This is a genomic window from Rhodococcus zopfii NBRC 100606 = JCM 9919, assembly GCF_001895025.1.
Taxonomy (GTDB): Bacteria; Actinomycetota; Actinomycetes; order Mycobacteriales; family Mycobacteriaceae; genus Rhodococcus; species Rhodococcus zopfii.
Genome location: NZ_BCXI01000066.1, coordinates 1 through 15,962, shown reverse-complemented (window position 1 = coordinate 15,962; position 15,962 = coordinate 1). Strand labels below are relative to the sequence as shown.

At 66.4% G+C, this 15,962-nt stretch carries 13 protein-coding genes and 1 pseudogene; 5 read left to right on the top strand and 9 right to left on the bottom strand.

Features of this window, described 5'->3' with window-relative positions:
* A partial coding sequence (locus RZ1_RS28040; protein WP_072816068.1) for an IS481 family transposase occupies positions 1-881 on the bottom strand: 881 nt, incomplete at its 3' end.
* 163 nt (positions 882-1,044) lie between these two features.
* On the opposite strand from RZ1_RS28040, the gene RZ1_RS28035 reads away from it, so the two are divergent.
* Positions 1,045-2,106: a hypothetical protein gene (locus RZ1_RS28035; RefSeq protein ID WP_072816066.1), complete on the top strand. Its 1,062-nt coding sequence runs from the start codon at positions 1,045-1,047 to the stop codon at positions 2,104-2,106.
* A 149-nt stretch (positions 2,107-2,255) separates the two neighbouring features.
* Here RZ1_RS28035 and RZ1_RS28030 read toward each other — a convergent pair.
* A pseudogene (locus tag RZ1_RS28030) lies at positions 2,256-2,408 on the bottom strand (recombinase family protein); the annotation flags it as partial.
* A gap of 31 nt (positions 2,409-2,439) precedes the next feature.
* Here RZ1_RS28030 and RZ1_RS28025 point away from each other — a divergent pair.
* Entirely contained in the window at positions 2,440-2,652 is a 213-nt protein-coding gene (locus tag RZ1_RS28025; RefSeq protein ID WP_174565250.1) for a hypothetical protein, read from the top strand.
* A 39-nt stretch (positions 2,653-2,691) separates the two neighbouring features.
* Here RZ1_RS28025 and RZ1_RS28020 read toward each other — a convergent pair whose 3' ends face one another.
* The 7 genes from RZ1_RS28020 to RZ1_RS27990 all read right to left on the bottom strand — a co-directional run bounded on the left by RZ1_RS28020 (position 2,692) and on the right by RZ1_RS27990 (position 11,667).
* Positions 2,692-3,696: a hypothetical protein gene (locus RZ1_RS28020; protein ID WP_238072056.1), complete on the bottom strand. Its 1,005-nt coding sequence runs from the start codon at positions 3,694-3,696 to the stop codon at positions 2,692-2,694.
* A gap of 157 nt (positions 3,697-3,853) precedes the next feature.
* Positions 3,854-5,416: a hypothetical protein gene (locus tag RZ1_RS28015; protein WP_238072055.1), complete on the bottom strand. Its 1,563-nt coding sequence runs from the start codon at positions 5,414-5,416 to the stop codon at positions 3,854-3,856.
* 399 nt (positions 5,417-5,815) lie between these two features.
* A complete protein-coding gene (gene mhpA, locus RZ1_RS28010; protein WP_072816065.1) occupies positions 5,816-7,339 on the bottom strand; it encodes a bifunctional 3-(3-hydroxy-phenyl)propionate/3-hydroxycinnamic acid hydroxylase MhpA in 1,524 nt (507 codons plus the stop codon).
* Positions 7,336-7,707, bottom strand: coding sequence for a DoxX family protein (locus RZ1_RS28005; RefSeq protein ID WP_238072054.1), 372 nt, complete (start codon positions 7,705-7,707; stop codon positions 7,336-7,338). The genes mhpA and RZ1_RS28005 overlap by 4 nt, the downstream gene beginning before the upstream one ends.
* Positions 7,704-9,599 (bottom strand): acyl-CoA synthetase, encoded by a 1,896-nt coding sequence (locus RZ1_RS28000; protein ID WP_072816063.1) that lies wholly within the window; start codon positions 9,597-9,599, stop codon positions 7,704-7,706. The genes RZ1_RS28005 and RZ1_RS28000 overlap by 4 nt, the downstream gene beginning before the upstream one ends.
* Positions 9,596-10,537 carry a fumarylacetoacetate hydrolase family protein gene (locus RZ1_RS27995; RefSeq protein ID WP_072816061.1) on the bottom strand — a complete coding sequence of 314 codons (942 nt, stop codon included), beginning with the start codon at positions 10,535-10,537 and terminating at the stop codon, positions 9,596-9,598. The genes RZ1_RS28000 and RZ1_RS27995 overlap by 4 nt, the downstream gene beginning before the upstream one ends.
* The gene (locus RZ1_RS27990) at positions 10,534-11,667 is read right to left on the bottom strand and encodes a VOC family protein (RefSeq protein ID WP_072816059.1); all 1,134 of its coding nucleotides are present in this window, start codon (positions 11,665-11,667) and stop codon (positions 10,534-10,536) included. The genes RZ1_RS27995 and RZ1_RS27990 overlap by 4 nt, the downstream gene beginning before the upstream one ends.
* 104 nt (positions 11,668-11,771) lie before the next feature.
* Between RZ1_RS27990 and RZ1_RS27985 the strand changes: the two genes are divergently transcribed.
* The 3 genes from RZ1_RS27985 to RZ1_RS27975 all read left to right on the top strand — a co-directional run.
* Positions 11,772-12,473, top strand: a complete 702-nt coding sequence (locus tag RZ1_RS27985) for a TetR/AcrR family transcriptional regulator (protein WP_072816072.1) — start codon at positions 11,772-11,774, stop codon at positions 12,471-12,473.
* 114 nt (positions 12,474-12,587) lie between these two features.
* Positions 12,588-12,836, top strand: a complete 249-nt coding sequence (locus RZ1_RS27980) for a hypothetical protein (protein ID WP_072816058.1) — start codon at positions 12,588-12,590, stop codon at positions 12,834-12,836.
* Positions 12,837-13,046: 210 nt separating this feature from the next.
* A partial coding sequence (locus RZ1_RS27975; RefSeq protein WP_373863701.1) for an arabinosyltransferase domain-containing protein occupies positions 13,047-15,962 on the top strand: 2,916 nt, incomplete at its 3' end.

Here is a 15,962-nt window from a genome sequence, read left to right as displayed (position 1 = left end):
TATCGTTGGGTTTCGCTGGTCCAGTCGCGGGCGTAGAGGAACTCCTCGGCGAGGATCCGGTTGTAGCGCTCGACCTTCCCGTTGTGCCGTGGGGTGCACGGGCGGATGAACTGGTGGCGTGTGCCGGCGAGGGTGCGCGCGAACACCGCCGAGCGGTAGCAGGACCCGTTGTCGGCGACCACCCGGGTGAACCGGGCGATACCGTGGGCAGCGAAGAACGCCTTCGCTCGGTTGATGAAACCGACTGCGGTGACACCCTTCTCGTCGGGGAGCGCTTCGGTGTACGCGAGGCGGGAGAAGCCGTCGACGATCGAGTGAAGGTACACGTAGCCGGCGCGTGTGCCGCGCTTCTTGCCCCGGTCGACGGTCTTGGCGTGCTCACTCCCGCGGCCATGCATGCGCCAGCCGCCGCCGTCGGGGATGCGGCCGACCTTCTTGACGTCGACATGCACCATGTGGCCCGGGTACCGGGCGACGATCGTGGCCGCCGGTTTGCGGTTGTCGGCTCCGGTCGGGTCGAGGAACGTGCGTCGGTTCAGGCCGAGGTGGACCAGGTGCCGGCTGACGGTGCGCACCGAGACAGTGACGCCCTCGGTGGCGAGTTCGAGGGCGATACGGCGGGCTGACCACTTCTTTTCGCGTCGCAGTGTTTCGATCCGGGCTACGACCTCCTCCGAGGTGACGGTGGGTTGACGGTGCGGGACGCTGGATCGGTCGAGCAGTCCGTGCTCGCCGAACTGGCGGTACCGGTTCACCCATTTGCTGGCGCACGCGCGGGAGATTCCCATTTCGGCGGCGACGTGGGCGATCGGACGGTGCTGGCAGCGCTCGACGAGTCTGCGGCGTCCTTCGACGGACAGCGGCGCATTACTGTGGGTCACGGACGGGTCTTTCTGTCGGCGGATGTGTTGGTGGTACTTCTCATCCTGCCGCCGAAAGACCCGTCCGCCTTGGTCGGCCCAGATCCTGGCCGGTGTCTACAACGTCATGACCCGCAACATCTAGGGATCTCTCCACCACGACGGGAAGGTGCAAGGTAGTCAGATGAATCCAGTTGCGGAAATGATCCTGGAGGGGCCGCGGGGCCGACGTTGTTGCCTTGAACTTGCCAAGGATCTGGACTCGGACATTTCAACCGCTGTCTTCCAATTCGCGCACGGCGTCGAAGAAGTGAGCGGTTCATCTGGAGTCCGGTTGATCCCGACCGCTGTGGGCGGCACCGATCCCTTCCCTGTTTCGACACTGGAGCAGCTCTCGGCCGACCTTGCGTCTGTCGATCTCGCCGACCTCGACACCGGCCGGGTTCAGGCCGCCTTGGCGCGGTCGGTGGATTCCGCGATGTACTGGCAGGAGCCCGACGGTGCAGACGTGCTCGCGGGCCACCCGACTGTCCGGGCTGCCCTCTCACGCCTCGCCGAACACCTCGCGTCGTCCCCGATCATGGAGTGGTTCGGGGAGCCCCGTCGGACCGAGCAGTGGGCTATCGAGTGGCGATCAGCCAACGCCTGGGCGCCACTGCCGAAGGATCCGCAACAAACACTCAGACAGTGGGCGGCCGGCGTGCGCACGGAGGAAGCACAGGCCGCGCGCGAACGCCCGCGCGACCCCCATGCCGATTGGACCGGAACCTGGTGGTCAATCCCGCTCGGACTCATCAAGACTGTCGGCCGTCTTCCTGCTGAGCTGAGTCTCGTGGAAGACGGGTTCGGGTGGCAGCAAGCGACAGCGATACCTGTCCACGGGAGAGGCCGGACTTTCGAGGTCCGCTCGGAAGAGGACTGGATATTGCTGTGCCGTTCCTTTCCGCTCGAGGTCACCGCGTCCCGACGGCATAACTGGTTCCGCGCCACCGGCCGCGACGGCCGGTGGGTCATCCCCGATTGGGAGCGTGTCGCGAGCGCGTGGGACGCCGTGCACCTCACGCCTTTGTGCTATCTCAGCAGTGCGACGCGGGCCCTTCAGGTTGACACCGAGACCGCCTCGGTCATCGCCGGCTGGGACCCCGGCAGCACCATCTGGCTCACCGATGTCGCACGCGAAGGGGACGGACCGCGGCAGGATTGGCACCTCGACAGCAACAGCGACACTTGGATTTTGACGTCATAGACGCGTCTTGTCGCCATTCGCTGCAGGGGTGGTTGGCCGACCCAATACGGCCCTCGGCAATGGACTGCCCCGGCGACAGTGATGGTGGCGTTCGGGGGCTCAGACATGCCGGTATTCAGAGGGTTTCAATACCTGACTGCCCCACTAGCGCGGCAGGCGGCGAGTGCTTCGCGGAGGCCGGGGCGTTCTCGGTTGCGTCCGGTGTAGCCCTTGTCGGTGTAGATCCGGTCGTCGGCGACGCCGAGGCGTTTGAGGGCTGTGCGCTGCGCTCGCAGATCTTGGCCGCGGGTGCTGCATCGGGCGGTCGACGGCCGCCCGGTTCAAGGATTCGGAATGTCCAGCGACGTCAGTCACGCCTCAACCACATGCGAGATCGCCAGCAATTTCCAAGACTTCGACGAATGGCTGCAATGGCCCACGCTGCCCGACGGCAGACACCTGACGCCGCGACGCGTCGACGGACGACCGATGTGGGGAAGGAACCGAGACGAGGTCGTGGCGCCGATCGGCGAGCTCACCGAATACATCGAGCGTCAGCAGCACTGAGAACCGACCCCGCACGTCTCGTCGTGTAGCCACACCGAATCATTCGTCATCGAGGAAAGGCTCTTCCGCGTCGAGAAGCGCGGCGTCGTCCGGGTGCAGGTTCTCCCCCGGCTGCACCGAACGGGTCAGCGAATCGTCCCGATCGAACTCCTGCGGCGCCTGCACGATCCGAAGCCCTCGCGCCAGGATCTCGGTTAGCTCACGATCGGGACCGGACGATTCGGCGAAGAACGCCGCAGCGACTGCATCACGGGTCAGCGCTTCCGCAAGATCCCAGTCCCGCACATACTCGTCCATGGGATCCTCCGGCTCACGACGGATCAACGCGTCGACGATGCACTGCTGAAAATACGCGGCGACCAGCTCCTGGGACCGATCCCACTGCGCCTGAAGACCCGCCGCAACAGCGGTCTCACGCAACCGGGCACGGAGATCGAGGGCATCGGCGGCCCGCATCGCCGGGGACATGCGAACCTGGGCGACGTACTCGTCGAAGCCGACGGCAGCGACGGTCCCGACCGTCTCGATGACTACCTGCCGGTTCGGCCCCAGATGTTCGGCAAGGTCGGTGTCGGTGATCGTGGTCGACTCGATGTGCCGAACCAGCACCTCGAGGGGTCGATTCGGATCGTCGTAGACACCGTCCCGCTCTGCCTGACGCAACCATTCCATCTCCACCACCGTCGCGTCGCCCGGAACCGAGCTTGCCTGCGCGAACGCCTCCGAGATGGACAGTTCCGTGCCGGTGGCGACCTGCGGACCCCACGCCGCTCCGTTGACTCGCAGCAGCTCCGCCGCACCCTGCACGACGTTCGTCAAGCGCTGCGGTGTTCCGGTGGTCTCGGCTACATCCGCATCGGCGACGCCGGGGGCACAGGCACCACCGGCTCGATCGCCCGCCGCGGGTCGCCGGTTCTCGTTGCCGGCACCGGCGGAAGTGTCCACGGACCCGATCTTCCACACTCCGATCGCCGCAGCAGCCAGGACGGCGATGCCCGACACCGCGACGAGAACTTTCAGGCCTCGACCTCGCTGCAGCTGCACGCTTCGCTGTCCCTTCGACACGGTTTCTACGGGTTCGTCCGAAAGTCAGAACCCAATTCGCACATTACGGGGACTGATTCGCTCGCCGCTGACATCTAGCGGTCAGACCCGAGTTCCCGCAACACCGTTCCGCTGCCGCGTTGATCGAGACTTCGGCTCAGCCACGAACGGGCCCATCGAAGTGCACCCGCTGCACCGAATCCGGCGACCGCGGATCCACCGTCCACACACCGCCGGCGACAACCCACACCCGTCCGGCTCCGTCGTAGGACACCTCCGGATACGGCGAATGGATCGCGAGGCGGCACACCGCGGTGAACGTGACCGGATCGAGGACCGACAGCAGGCAATGCCAGCGTCCCGGCTCGTCCGGCTCGATGCCCTCCACACCTCGCGCAGGATGCACGATCCACATCCACGGCCCGGCCGTCCCGCCTGCGGATCCCCTGATCGGCACGTCTTCGACCTCACCGACGGTCAGATCCGCCGCCAGTACCGACACTTGTCGTCCCCGCACGTCGACGAGCCGGAGCGGGTCGTCTCCGACAAGGACTGTGCCGGTGAGCGGTGCGAGCCGCGGACCGAGTCGCGTGCTCGCGTCCAGGCCGACCTCGAGCAGCTGCGAATGCCCACCTTCGGTTTCCGTGTTCACCACGGCGACGAATCCGCCGGCATGAGTGCCAGCGGGTCCGACACGACCGTGCACCGGTTCGAGGTCCTCGTGCCGGCCGTCGGGCCACCGCACGGTCAACGCGGTGTGCTCGCCGGACCGGTGCCAGGAGAGCAGAACACCTTCACAGGCAACGGATCCGCCCACAGGCCCGTCGTCGATCCGGATGCCGGTACCGTCGAGGCCACAGCGGAAGATCCCGTCCCGGCCGACCACCCAGCATCCGGCGGCGTCCGCATGGAGCCAGCGTGGACGATGCGCGGGTGACGCGAAAACTCTCGCCGGTAACAGATATTCGGCGATGTCATGCTGCTCGACCATCCGAATCACCACGGGCAGTTCGCGGTCCACAACCCATACGTCGCGGCCGTGCGCCGAAACCGCGGCGGGCACGATGTTCGGCCGCACCGACAAGGCCGGTACGTCGTCGAGGTCCAGATCGACCAGCACCCCGCATTCCCGAACCACGTCCTCCCCTTCGGCTCGGTGCAGTGCCGGCCTGGTGTCGTCGCGGAAGACGCCGGTCGCCGCGTCCACATCGCGGAGCGTCCGGGTGCCGGGGACCTGGATCCACCGTGGATGGCGTTTCGGGCCGGTAGCGGGTTGTTCGAGCAACCGGTAAGTGTCGGACACCACCCGCGCCCGCAGGATCCGTCCCCTGGCCGAGCCTGTGGTGGCGTAGCCGAGATCACCGAGCAGACGTCCGGTCAGCCGTTGCCGCCCCACCGCGGGTCGTCGGCTGTACCAGGTGGCCGACCACCTGTCGCCGCGCACGAACAGTCTCCATTCCCAACATCGTTCGTTCTCGGGGAGTGCGGCCGACGGTGCGGGTTGCCGCAGCGGGACCCCGTCGTCGAGTGGTTCGACGTCGACTTCGACGGTGACAATGCTCGGATCCCTTTCGTCCGGCGATGTCTCGGCGAACAACAGCCAGTACCGCCCGATCTCGCCGACCACCGGCAGCGCCGCCTCACCGTCGCCGATCGCCAGCTCGGTCACCAGCACCGGCAATCGGCGGTGCAGACGGGTGCGATCCTGCGGTGTCGACATGGCGGCAAGTCTGCCACGCACCCCGTGACCGAACCTGCCCTGAAAATGCCACAGCGAAGGTCATGTCTGGGGTTGACCCCAGACTGAGGAGAGGAGAGTCACGCGCCACTTCGAAAAGTGCCCGGACGGAATGTGCGACTGTGCCCACCGTCCGTACCACAGCCCGAACCAGCCAGACGCCGGATCGCGATGCGCGATGTGTCGGGGACGCAACTTCCGGCGCTGGGCTTGTCGATGGCGATGTCGATACCCAGAGGCCAACAGGACGGAACTACCTACGCCACAAGAGCTTCGTCACGCGGGCGTCCATCCACGTCCAGGCGACGCGTACTCACGCATGAAGCCGTCGCCGCCGTGCAACCGCATACAGTGGCCGAACACCTCGATCCCAGTCGGGATCTACGGAACGCAAAGTGCCGGCACCATGGTGTGAAGGTTCGCCAGCGAACGCCCTGCAGCCATGACTGTGCCGTCGGGACGGACGATCGCCGCGTTGGCGTGGCCCCTGGAGAGCCAGTGCCCGAGTTCGGAACCAGTCGGTGCGAGGACGACGAAGGCTCCTCGTCGCTCGATCTCTCGGCGTTGACCGGGAGTGGGATCGATCGATGTGATCACAAGGAAGCGTCCTTGTGCGACTTCGTCTACTCTCGTTCCGGTATCGCCGATTTCAGTGTTGGGGCATAGGGTTCCGGCTATGCCTCGGTGCATGCGATCATCGCGGACGAAAGTGGACGCGCCGAGAGGCGGGGTCGCGCTGTCGGTCACTCTGGTACTCAGGTTCGGAATCCATCGCGCGACCGGGGCGATCCGCCGGCGTACGAACTGACCGAGATCGCCGCCCTCGGTCATGGCCCATCCGATACCGACAGCAAGTTGGATCATTTTCTTGGCGTGAGGCTTGCGTTCGTGCTCGTACGATTCGAGACACCCTTCGGGCAGGGTTCGGTTGAGGACTCCGGCGAGTTTCCAGGCGAGGTTGGCCGCATCGCGCAGTCCGGCGCCCATGCCTTGCCCGACGAACGGTGGGGTCAGGTGCGCAGCGTCTCCGAGGAGGAACACATTGCGGTCCCGCCATCGATCAGCGACTCGAGCACGGAAGGTATAGCTGGCGAGACGCACGAGTTCCAGATCGAGGTCAGTGACTCTGTAGTCGCCGACCCAAGGAGCGAGCAGCGGCCGCAACGCCGTGAGGTCCGAGTAGTCTGTCGCGCTCTCGTCAGGCCGAAGTCGGAACTCCCATCGGTAACGTCTGTCACCGATGCGCATGTAGGTCGCGGAACGGTGTGGGTCGCAGACCTGGTGGACGCCCTCCCAGTGATGCAGTTCCGCATCGGTGGCGATGTCGACGACGAGCCAGGTTTGCTCGAAGCCGAGATTTTCCATGCGGGAACCGATGGAGCTTCGGACGATGCTGTTCGCGCCGTCGCAGCCGAGTACGTAGTCAGCGCGGACGGTGCTCCGGTCTCCGGTTGTGCGGTCGGTGAAGTCGATTCGGACCTGGCCGCGATCGTGCAGGAGACCCGTGACTTCACTGTTGCCGCGCAGGTGCACACTGTCGTGCCGACGTGCTTGCATGCGTAGGAGGTGTTCGAACTCGGGCTGGTCGAACATGTTGGCTTGCGGGAACCCATGTACACCGCGTGCCGAGTCGCGTTTGAACTCGGCCAGCACTGTCATGTCCCGGTCGAGCAGGCGTAGCCCTTTGCCGGGGCGGGAGATGCGACTGAACGCGTCAGCGAGGCCGAGGCGGGCCACGATCCGGAACACTTCGTCGTCGAGATGGACGGCCCGCGGCTGTGGATACACATCTTCCCACCGGTCGAGTACGAGAGTATCGATTCCGTACTGGGCCAGCTGGACTGCGGAGGTGACGCCGGTCGGTCCGGCTCCCACGATGACGACCGGATAGTGCGGTGCGGTCATGACGTCGCCTCGATCACGAACAGCACCAGGCTTGCGACCGCTATCACGCCGACTGCCAGTGCGGGTGCGAGTTCCTTGGTGTTGTCGCCGGCCCGGACATGTGTCAGCGCCGCCCCGCCGAGTAGTAACACGAACCCGAGAGCTGCCGCGATGCCGATCACCGGAAATACGAACCCGACGAACAGACCGATTGCGCCGGCCACCTCGACGGCACCGATTCGGCGGTAGGCCGAGACACCGAAGCCCAGGTGGGCGGCACGTTCTCTCATCTGGGGGACCGCGGCGATTTTGGCGGATCCGATGGCCAGGAAAGCGACGGCCAACACACCCCCAATGACGGTGGTGGCGACGGCGGTGGTGGCGTTCACGGCTGCTCCTCCTCGAGTCTCCAGGCCAGCGGGTAACGGTCGAGAGCTGTCTTGACGTCGGTTACATCGCAGCGTCCGGTCACGGACACGGCAATGACCACGGATCCGTCCTCGACGACCGCAACGACACCGCCAACGCCGGGCACGCCGTCAAGTGCTTGTTCGGCGACCCGTCGCGCGGCGTCGGCCCGCAGTGCGAGCTTGTAGGGTTTGCCGACATCGGTGACCGGCAGGACGTCGATCACGGCCACCGATTTCGGGGCGGCGGCGGCTTCGGGAACGCGCTCGGTGGCCCAGGCGAGCAAGTCCTCTTCGGTCACATCGGAACTCGGGGTGACCGTCACGTACGCGACGGGCACCTCACCGGAGTGCGGGTCCGGGCGGCCAACGGCGCCGACCCCCGTGACCAAGGGGTGCGAAAGGAGGGCATCTTCGATCACCGCCGGATCGATGTTGTGGCCGCCGCGGATGATGAGGTCCTTCGCTCGACCAGTCAGGTAGAGGAAGCCGTCGGTGTCTACGTAGCCTAAATCGCCAGTGTCGAGCCAGCCGTCGACGAGCTTGCCGAGCCCATCGAGTGCGTGGCCGTCGGCGTCGCGGCCGGTGACGTATCCGGCGAAGACGGTGGGACCGCTGATCGCGATCGTGCCGATTTCCCCGGCGGGAAGATCGGTCCAGCTTCCATCGTCTGCGATTCGGACCGCCTTGATTTTCTGGTACGGCATCCGCTGCCCGACCGACCCCGGGTGCGGGGAGCCGGGAAAGCTGCGGGCGCTGGCGCAGGTCGCCTCGGTCAGCCCGTACCCTTCGAGCAGTCGCACCCCGGTGTGCGATTCGAAACCGTCACGGACCGCGGTGGGCAAGATGGACGCGCCGACCATGCAGGTGCGCAGGCTGGCGATGTCCGCGTCGACGGGGCATTGGGCCAGGACGGAGTAGGCAGTCGGCACCGCGCTCATCGACGCGAGGCGATAGTGCTCGACGATCTTCCAGAACTGACCGTAGAGATGGGGGTCGCGATATCCGAGCGGGCCTGCCCAGACCACGGTCTGGCCGCGCAGCAGTGGTGCCAGCAGTGTGACGATCAGCGCGTTGACGTGGAAGAGCGGCAACGCCGCGAACACGGAGGAGTCGTCGTCGAGCAGTGTGTTGGTCGCGAGCATCCAGGCATTGGCGACCTCGTTGGCGTGAGTGTGGGCGGCGAGTTTGGGTGCGCCGGTGGTGCCACCGGTGTGGAAGAGGGAGGCGATCGCGTCAGCGGCGGGCAGCTTCCCGTCGAAGGCAGCCGCGTCGTGCCCAGCGGCGACGTCGGCCAGATCGGCCACCGCGACGCCGTCGATCGTCGGCAGCCGAGCTGCCGAGCTTCCGGCGCCAGTGGGACGGAGGACGAACAGGGTGTCGATCACGCCCGATTCGGCGAGCGCGCATGCCGTCGCCCACGCCCGGGGATCGAGGTCTGGGCCCGCCGCGATCAGCACCCGAGCACCGGAGCGTCGGAGCAACTCCCGGATGTGTTCGCCGGCCAGGCCTGCATTGATCGGGGCCGCAATGCCGGCCAGTTGCGCTGCGAGGGTCGCGGTGATCAACTCAGCGCAGTTGGGTGACATCAATGCGATTGCGTCGCCACGACGGACACCGATGCCGTGGAACGCGTTGGCCGTACGGTGCACGCTCGCGAGCAGATCGGCGTAGGTGAATCGTGCCGGGTGCTTCCAATGCGCGGCCTCGGGGAGCACGATCAATGCGGTCCGGTCGGGCCGGATCTCGCAAGAGCCTGCGAGCAACCGATAGGTCGACGCGGGCAGCCCACGATCGGCCAGGGGAATCGCTTCGATGGTGTGAAGGTCTCCGGGATCGTTGTAGGTGGGCCACAGTGCGTCGTCGGTGTTCATCGCTCGTACCTCACAACAGTGCGCTGGGTGCCGAGATCGAGCGCCCCGTCGTCCGTGGCGACGGTGACCTCCATGACGTCGCCGTCCCGGAGGTAGTCAGGCTTCTTAGCCTGTGCGGCGAAGAACGACTTCCACTTGAGCGCGGGAGGCATCAGCGAGGCGATGATCTCGATCGGCTTGGGCGGCGCTTTCAACGCCGTGCCGCCAGGCGTGCCGGTCAGGAGCAGATCTCCGGCATCCAACCGCTGGAATTTCGTGAGCGCCTGCAGCGCCTGAACCGGCCGGTAGATCATGTCCGACTTCACCGTCATGTCCTGCCGCACCTGCCCGTTGACCCGCAGTTGCAGTCGCAGGTCCTCGAACCGCTTGAACTCGCCCGGTTCGAGCAGTACCAGGGCCGGGCCGACCGGGGTGAAGGTGGGGTACGACTTGGCCTCGTAGAACTGGGTCTTCGGCAGCTGGACGTCCCGCGCGGAGATATCGTTGGTGACAACGAGACCTGCGACGTAGTCGGCGATGTTGTCGGCGGTGATGTCGGCACCGACAGGCACGGACCGACCGAAGACCAACCCGACCTCGACCTCGTAGTCGAGCAGCCGGACATGTTCGGGCTTGATCACGTCGTCGTAGGGACCGCTGATCGATCCGGATGTCTTGCGGAAGAACGTCAGCGGCACCGTCTCGGGATTCATGCCCGAGTCTTTGACGTGCGAGGCGAAGTTGGTCATCTGCGCGACGACCCGGCACGGGGCGCTGACCGGAGAGAGTAGTTCGAGCGTCTCCACGGGCACCGTGGAGGTCGAGGCAGCGGCCGCGTCGATCGCGGGCCGATCGGCCAGAAGTTCGGCGGTGGTGGTGGCCTCGGTGTCGATCCGAGAGGCGCCGGTTGGGAGGTGCACCCACCAGGCATCAGCAGTGCGTAGGAGGGAGATGCTCATGAGGAAGTCACTTTCAGCAGGCCGCGAAGGCGTTGGAAATCGAATTCGTTGTCCTCGCTGAGCGAGGTGATCATCGCGCGTAGCTCGCGCGCGGATTCCCGGCTCGGTGAGATGCCGAGGAAGTCCTTGGTGGCCGGGGGTCCCCACTGGGCCAGTCCTGACGCAGTCATCGGGGCCCATCCCGGTGCCAGGGTGCTGTCGAACAGGTCGCCGTCGCTGAAGTGCTCGACCAGGAAACCGTCCGGGTCGCGCCAGTAGTCGAATATCTGGCTGCCCTGGATGTGCCGGCCGATTCCCCACGAGCGCTGGTAGCCAAGCTCGCGGAGGTACTCTCCTCCCGCCGCCAGAGTGTCGAGATCACACACCTGGTAGGCCGAATGCACGTAGCGATTGGTGGGGCCGAGGGCCATTGCCACCGTGTGATGATCGGTAGCCGTGGCACCGCGGTCACACCGGATGAAGCTCATCACCGGTCCACGCTCGCGTTGGCCGGTGTAGTAGAGGAAGTCGCTGACGATCAGCCCGAGGTGCTCGAGGTACCAGTTCAGGGACTCGAGATAACGGGTCCGTTGAAGCACGATGTGCCCCAGCCGCTGCACCAGCGCCGGCTCCCGCGGCGGCCGCTGGGTGGCATTCGCTCGTTTCACGTCGGTCCCGAAGTTGAAGACCTGCGGGGTCTGCGCAGGCAGTGCACGAAGCGCGTGCATGTCGGAGACCACCCGAACCGTACCGCCGGCGGGGTCGACCAGGTCGACCCCGATCCCGCCCAAGGATTCGGGCAAGGGCTCAACCCGCCGGCCGGTCGCCTCCGCCAGGCGCAGCACATCCGAGTCGTCGGCGGCACGGAACGCCACGCCCCCGAACATCGTGCGTGGGGCCTTACGGATCAGTACGCAGGGCGCGCCGGGGTCGGTGCCGCGTAGGTGCAGCTCGTCCGCGGTTCTCAGCGCAGTGACGAAACCGAATGCCTGCGCGAAGGTTTCGGCACGGTCGAGGTTCGGTTTGGTGAACTCGAGCCACGCCAGATCCTGCACCTTCACGATCGGATTCGTCGACCGGCCCGGGTGTTCGCCGCGCAGTGCGCCCCACTCACTGTGCAGGCCGGCGTGCGCGTCGGAGTGTTCGTTCATGAAGTGACTCCTCTCACTGTATGACGATATCGTCACTCACGATCTATTCGTCAGTCAAGTATCGCTGACGAAACCGTCACCCTCGAGGGGATATCATGGCCGCGATGGACCAGCATGAGAGGTGGCAACCAGAGCCGCCTACGACCACCAGTACGAGACCGAACCGCCTCGAACGCCGCAAGGCGCACACCCGTGCGGCTTTGATCCGTGCCGCGCAGTCGTTCCTCGCTGCCGGAACCGTCAGCGTCCCTGTCCTCGAGATCACGCAAGCCGCGGATGTGGGCATGGGCTCGTTCTACAACCACTTCGACAGCAAGGAACAGCTCTTCCAGGCCGCCGTGGACAGCGCGCTGGAGTCGCACGGCGCCCTACTGGACAAGCTCACCGAGACCCTCGACGACCCAGCGGAAGCCTTCACCCAGAGCTTCCGCATGACCGGACGCCTGTTCCGCCGAGAACCCGAGCTGAGCCGAGTTCTCCTCAACAACGGTCCAGCACTGATCACCTCGAACCGTGGACTGGCGCCACGTGCGTTGCGCGACATCAAAGACGCCGCGGACGCAGGACGATTCTCGGTGCGTGATCCCGAATTGGCTCTGGCCCTAGTCGCTGGCACCGCCCTTGGGCTAGGACAACTCCTACACGCACAACCCGACCGCGATGCCGCTGCCGCCACCGACGCGATCACCGAGGACCTGTTGCGCGCGCTGGGCCTACCCATCGACGAGGCTCACACACTCTGCACCCGTCCTCTGCCGACACTCGACAGCTACTCCAAGACGGATGGCCCGGGAGTGCCCGACTAATGGTCGATACGGAATTCTGAACCCTGCTCGGCGGGAGGCAGGATCATGACCGAAACACTCGATGCCACGGACCAGCGGTAGATCGACTACCAGGACTCGGCGCAGCAGCTGTTGGTGCAGCTCGAGGATGATTGTGTCGATGCGATCGGGTCGAACAGGTTACTCAGCCAGCTCACAGCGAACGTGTTCGAGCCGGCACCCGACGCGGAGGTGGATGAGCACCTCGGATACGACAACACCAGCGCGAACGTCGGGATTGACAACTCCGGTACCGGCTATCAAGCGAAGACTGTTCTGGGCTGGGGTCGGTTCGGGGACACCGACTCGCCGTTCGACCGGAAGATCACCGAAGAACGACAGTGAACCGGACCGAGTTGATGCAGGCTCCTTACGAGGTAAGGATGCCGTTCATGCCCAAGCAGTTCCCTCCCGAGGTTCGCGAGCAGGTACCGGCAGCCGAACTTCCCGGTGACGGCAAAGTACTGGTCGGCGACGGTGCGGCCGGCTATCCGGGCGCTGGTCGCAGGCCAGCAAAACAATCCGTTTGGTCTGCTGGCGTTAGCATCGCTCCCCGTGACCGAGACAACAGCAGCGTCGGACTCGACACGACCGGCGGGAGCAGACCCAGGTCTGCTCTCCAGCGGGCGAACAGCCGAGAAGCGAACATGCCTGTGGGCAGTACTGACCGCGGCGGTAGGAATCCTGGCGTCGATCGCGCTGCCATTGCTACCGGTGACCCAGACCGCGGCGACGATCAGCTGGCCCCAGCGCGAGAACGGCACGAATATCTCGGCGCCGTTGGTGTCCTACGCCCCGGTCGACCTCGAGGCCACGATCCCCTGCAGCACAATCCAGGACGGGGCCTCGACCGGCGGCACGGTGTTTTCCACACTGCCCGCCGGGGCTCCGGACCGTGAACGCTACGGGCTGATCTCCCGCATCCGGCACGACGTCGGGGACGGCCCGGCCGTGTTCGAGATGATCTCGCGCAACACGATGCTGCTATCGGCACCGGTCGACGAACTCACCGGCAACTGCACGGTCACCGTCACCTCGACGCCCACCCGCACCGTCGTCACCGTCACCGGTTCCGGCGAGGTGGCCGGGGAGCGAACCTTCGACCGGGATCTGCGCCCGCAATTGGTGGGGATCTTCACCGACCTGCCCGCTCCCACGCTCGACGGCATATCGGTCACAGCCACCGTGGACACCCGCTTCACCACCTCCCCGACCATCCTCAAGATCGCAGCGATGATCGTGGCGGTGCTGGCCACCGGGCTGGCGTTGTGGACCCTGTCCCGGCTCGACCGGGCCGACGGCCGCCGCCACCGCCGGATCCTGCCGCCGTCGTGGTGGTCGTTCACCCGTATCGACGCGCTGGTCGTCGGGACACTGTTGCTCTGGCACGTGATCGGCGCGAACACCGCCGACGACGGCTACCAGCTCGGGATGGCCCGTGCGGCCGGCGAAGCCGGGTACATGGCGAACTACTTCCGCTGGTTCGGTGTCCCGGAGGCGCCGTTCGGCACCCCGTTCTACGATGCGCTCGCCGCGATGACCCAGGTTTCGACGGCGAGCATTTGGATGCGACTGCCCGCCTTGGTCGCAGGGATCCTGTGCTGGTGGGTTCTCAGCCGTGAGGTCGCCCCGCGGCTCGGGGTGGCGCTGCGCCGTACCCGGCTCCCGTTGTGGACCGGTGCGCTGGTGTTCCTGGCGTTCTGGTTGCCGCTGAACAACGGACTGCGTCCGGAGCCGATCGTCGCCACCGGGGTCTTGCTGACCTGGTGTTCGGTCGAACGTGCAATTGCCACCCGGCGTCTGCTGCCCGCCGCCGCGGCGATCCTGATCGCCGCGATCACCGTCACCGCCGGCCCGTCGGGGATCATCTGTTTCGCCGCGCTGATCGCCGGTGCGCGCCCGATCGCTCGTATCCTGCACCGCCGCGCCCACAGCGTGGGGTGGGCGCCGTTGCTCGCCCCGATGGTCGCGGCCGGGCTGGTGGTGCTGGTGCCGGTCTTCGCCGACCAGACCCTCGCTGCCGTGGCCGAGATGCAGCACGCGCATGCGGTCGGACCGAATGTGCCGTGGTTCCAGGAGTATCTGCGCTATCAGTACCTGTTGCAGATCACCGTCGACGGGTCCCTGGCTCGGCGGTTCGCCGTGTTCACCCTGGTGCTGTGCCTGGCGGTGGCGATTGTGGCGATGCTGCGGCGGGGCGGGCACATCCCGGGCACCGCGAAGGGCCCGTCCCGGCGCATCGTCGGCATTACGCTCGCCGCGCTGGTGTTGATGATGTTCGCCCCTACCAAGTGGACGCACCACTTCGGGATCTATGCCGGCCTGGCCGCGGCGGTGGCGATGCTGGCGGCCGTGGCCACCGGCCCCGCCGTGTTGCGGTCGCGGCGTAACCGGGCGTTGTTCGCGGCGGCGGTGTTGTTCGTGGTGACCATGTCGTTCATCGGGCCGAACGGCTGGTGGTACGTCTCGAGCTTCGGGGTGCCGTGGTGGGACAAGCCGCCGTCGATCGCCGGGTTCGGGTTCTCCACCCTGTTCTTCGCCGCGACCGTCGCCGCGTTGCTGCTGGCCGCGTGGTGGCACATCCATCCGGTCGCCTCCACGCGCACCGATACCCCGCGCCGCTGGTGGGCGGTGCCACCGCTGACCGTCGCCGCCGCCGCGATAGTGCTCTTCGAGGTACTGTCGCTGGCCAAGGGCGCGATCTCGCAGTACCCGGCCTATTCGGTGGCCCGCTCCAACCTCGACGCGCTCGCCGGGAACTCGTGCGCCCTGGCCAACGATGTGCTGCTGGAAACGGACCCGAACGCCTCGGTGCTCACCCCGATCGGCGTCGACACGGCCGATTCTCTCGCTTCCGACGGTGGCGGTTTCACCCCAAACGGTGTCGCGCTCGATCTGACCCCGGACGACGACTCCGCCTCGGCCGGTACCGCCAACACAGTCGACACCATCAACGACCAATCCTCCGCCGGCGGCACCGGCGGCACCGGCGGCGGCACCGGCAACGCCGGAATCAACGGCAGCACCGTCGCACTGCCGTTCGGCCTCGACCCGGCGACCACACCGGTGCTGGGCAGCTACGGATCGACCGTCGGCGCCGTCACCACCGCATGGTTCCGCCTGCCCGAACCGGACGCGAACGGCTCCCGCGGAGACCTGGTCACCATCGCCGCGGCCGGCCGGATCTTCTCCGTCGACGCCGACGGCACCGAAACCTACGGTCAGCGACTCGAACTCGAGTACGGCACCACCACCGCCGACGGCACCGTCACCGCATCGGGGACCGTGCTGCCGATCGACATCGGTCCGGCACCGTCGTGGCGGAACCTGCGTGTCCCGCTCGAAACCCTGCCCACCGAGGCCGATGCGGTCCGGATCGTCGCAACCGATACCGATCTGGCGTCGGAACAATGGTTGGGGTTCACCCCGCCCCGGGTGCCGCAGACACAGACCTTGCAGCAGGTTGTCGTG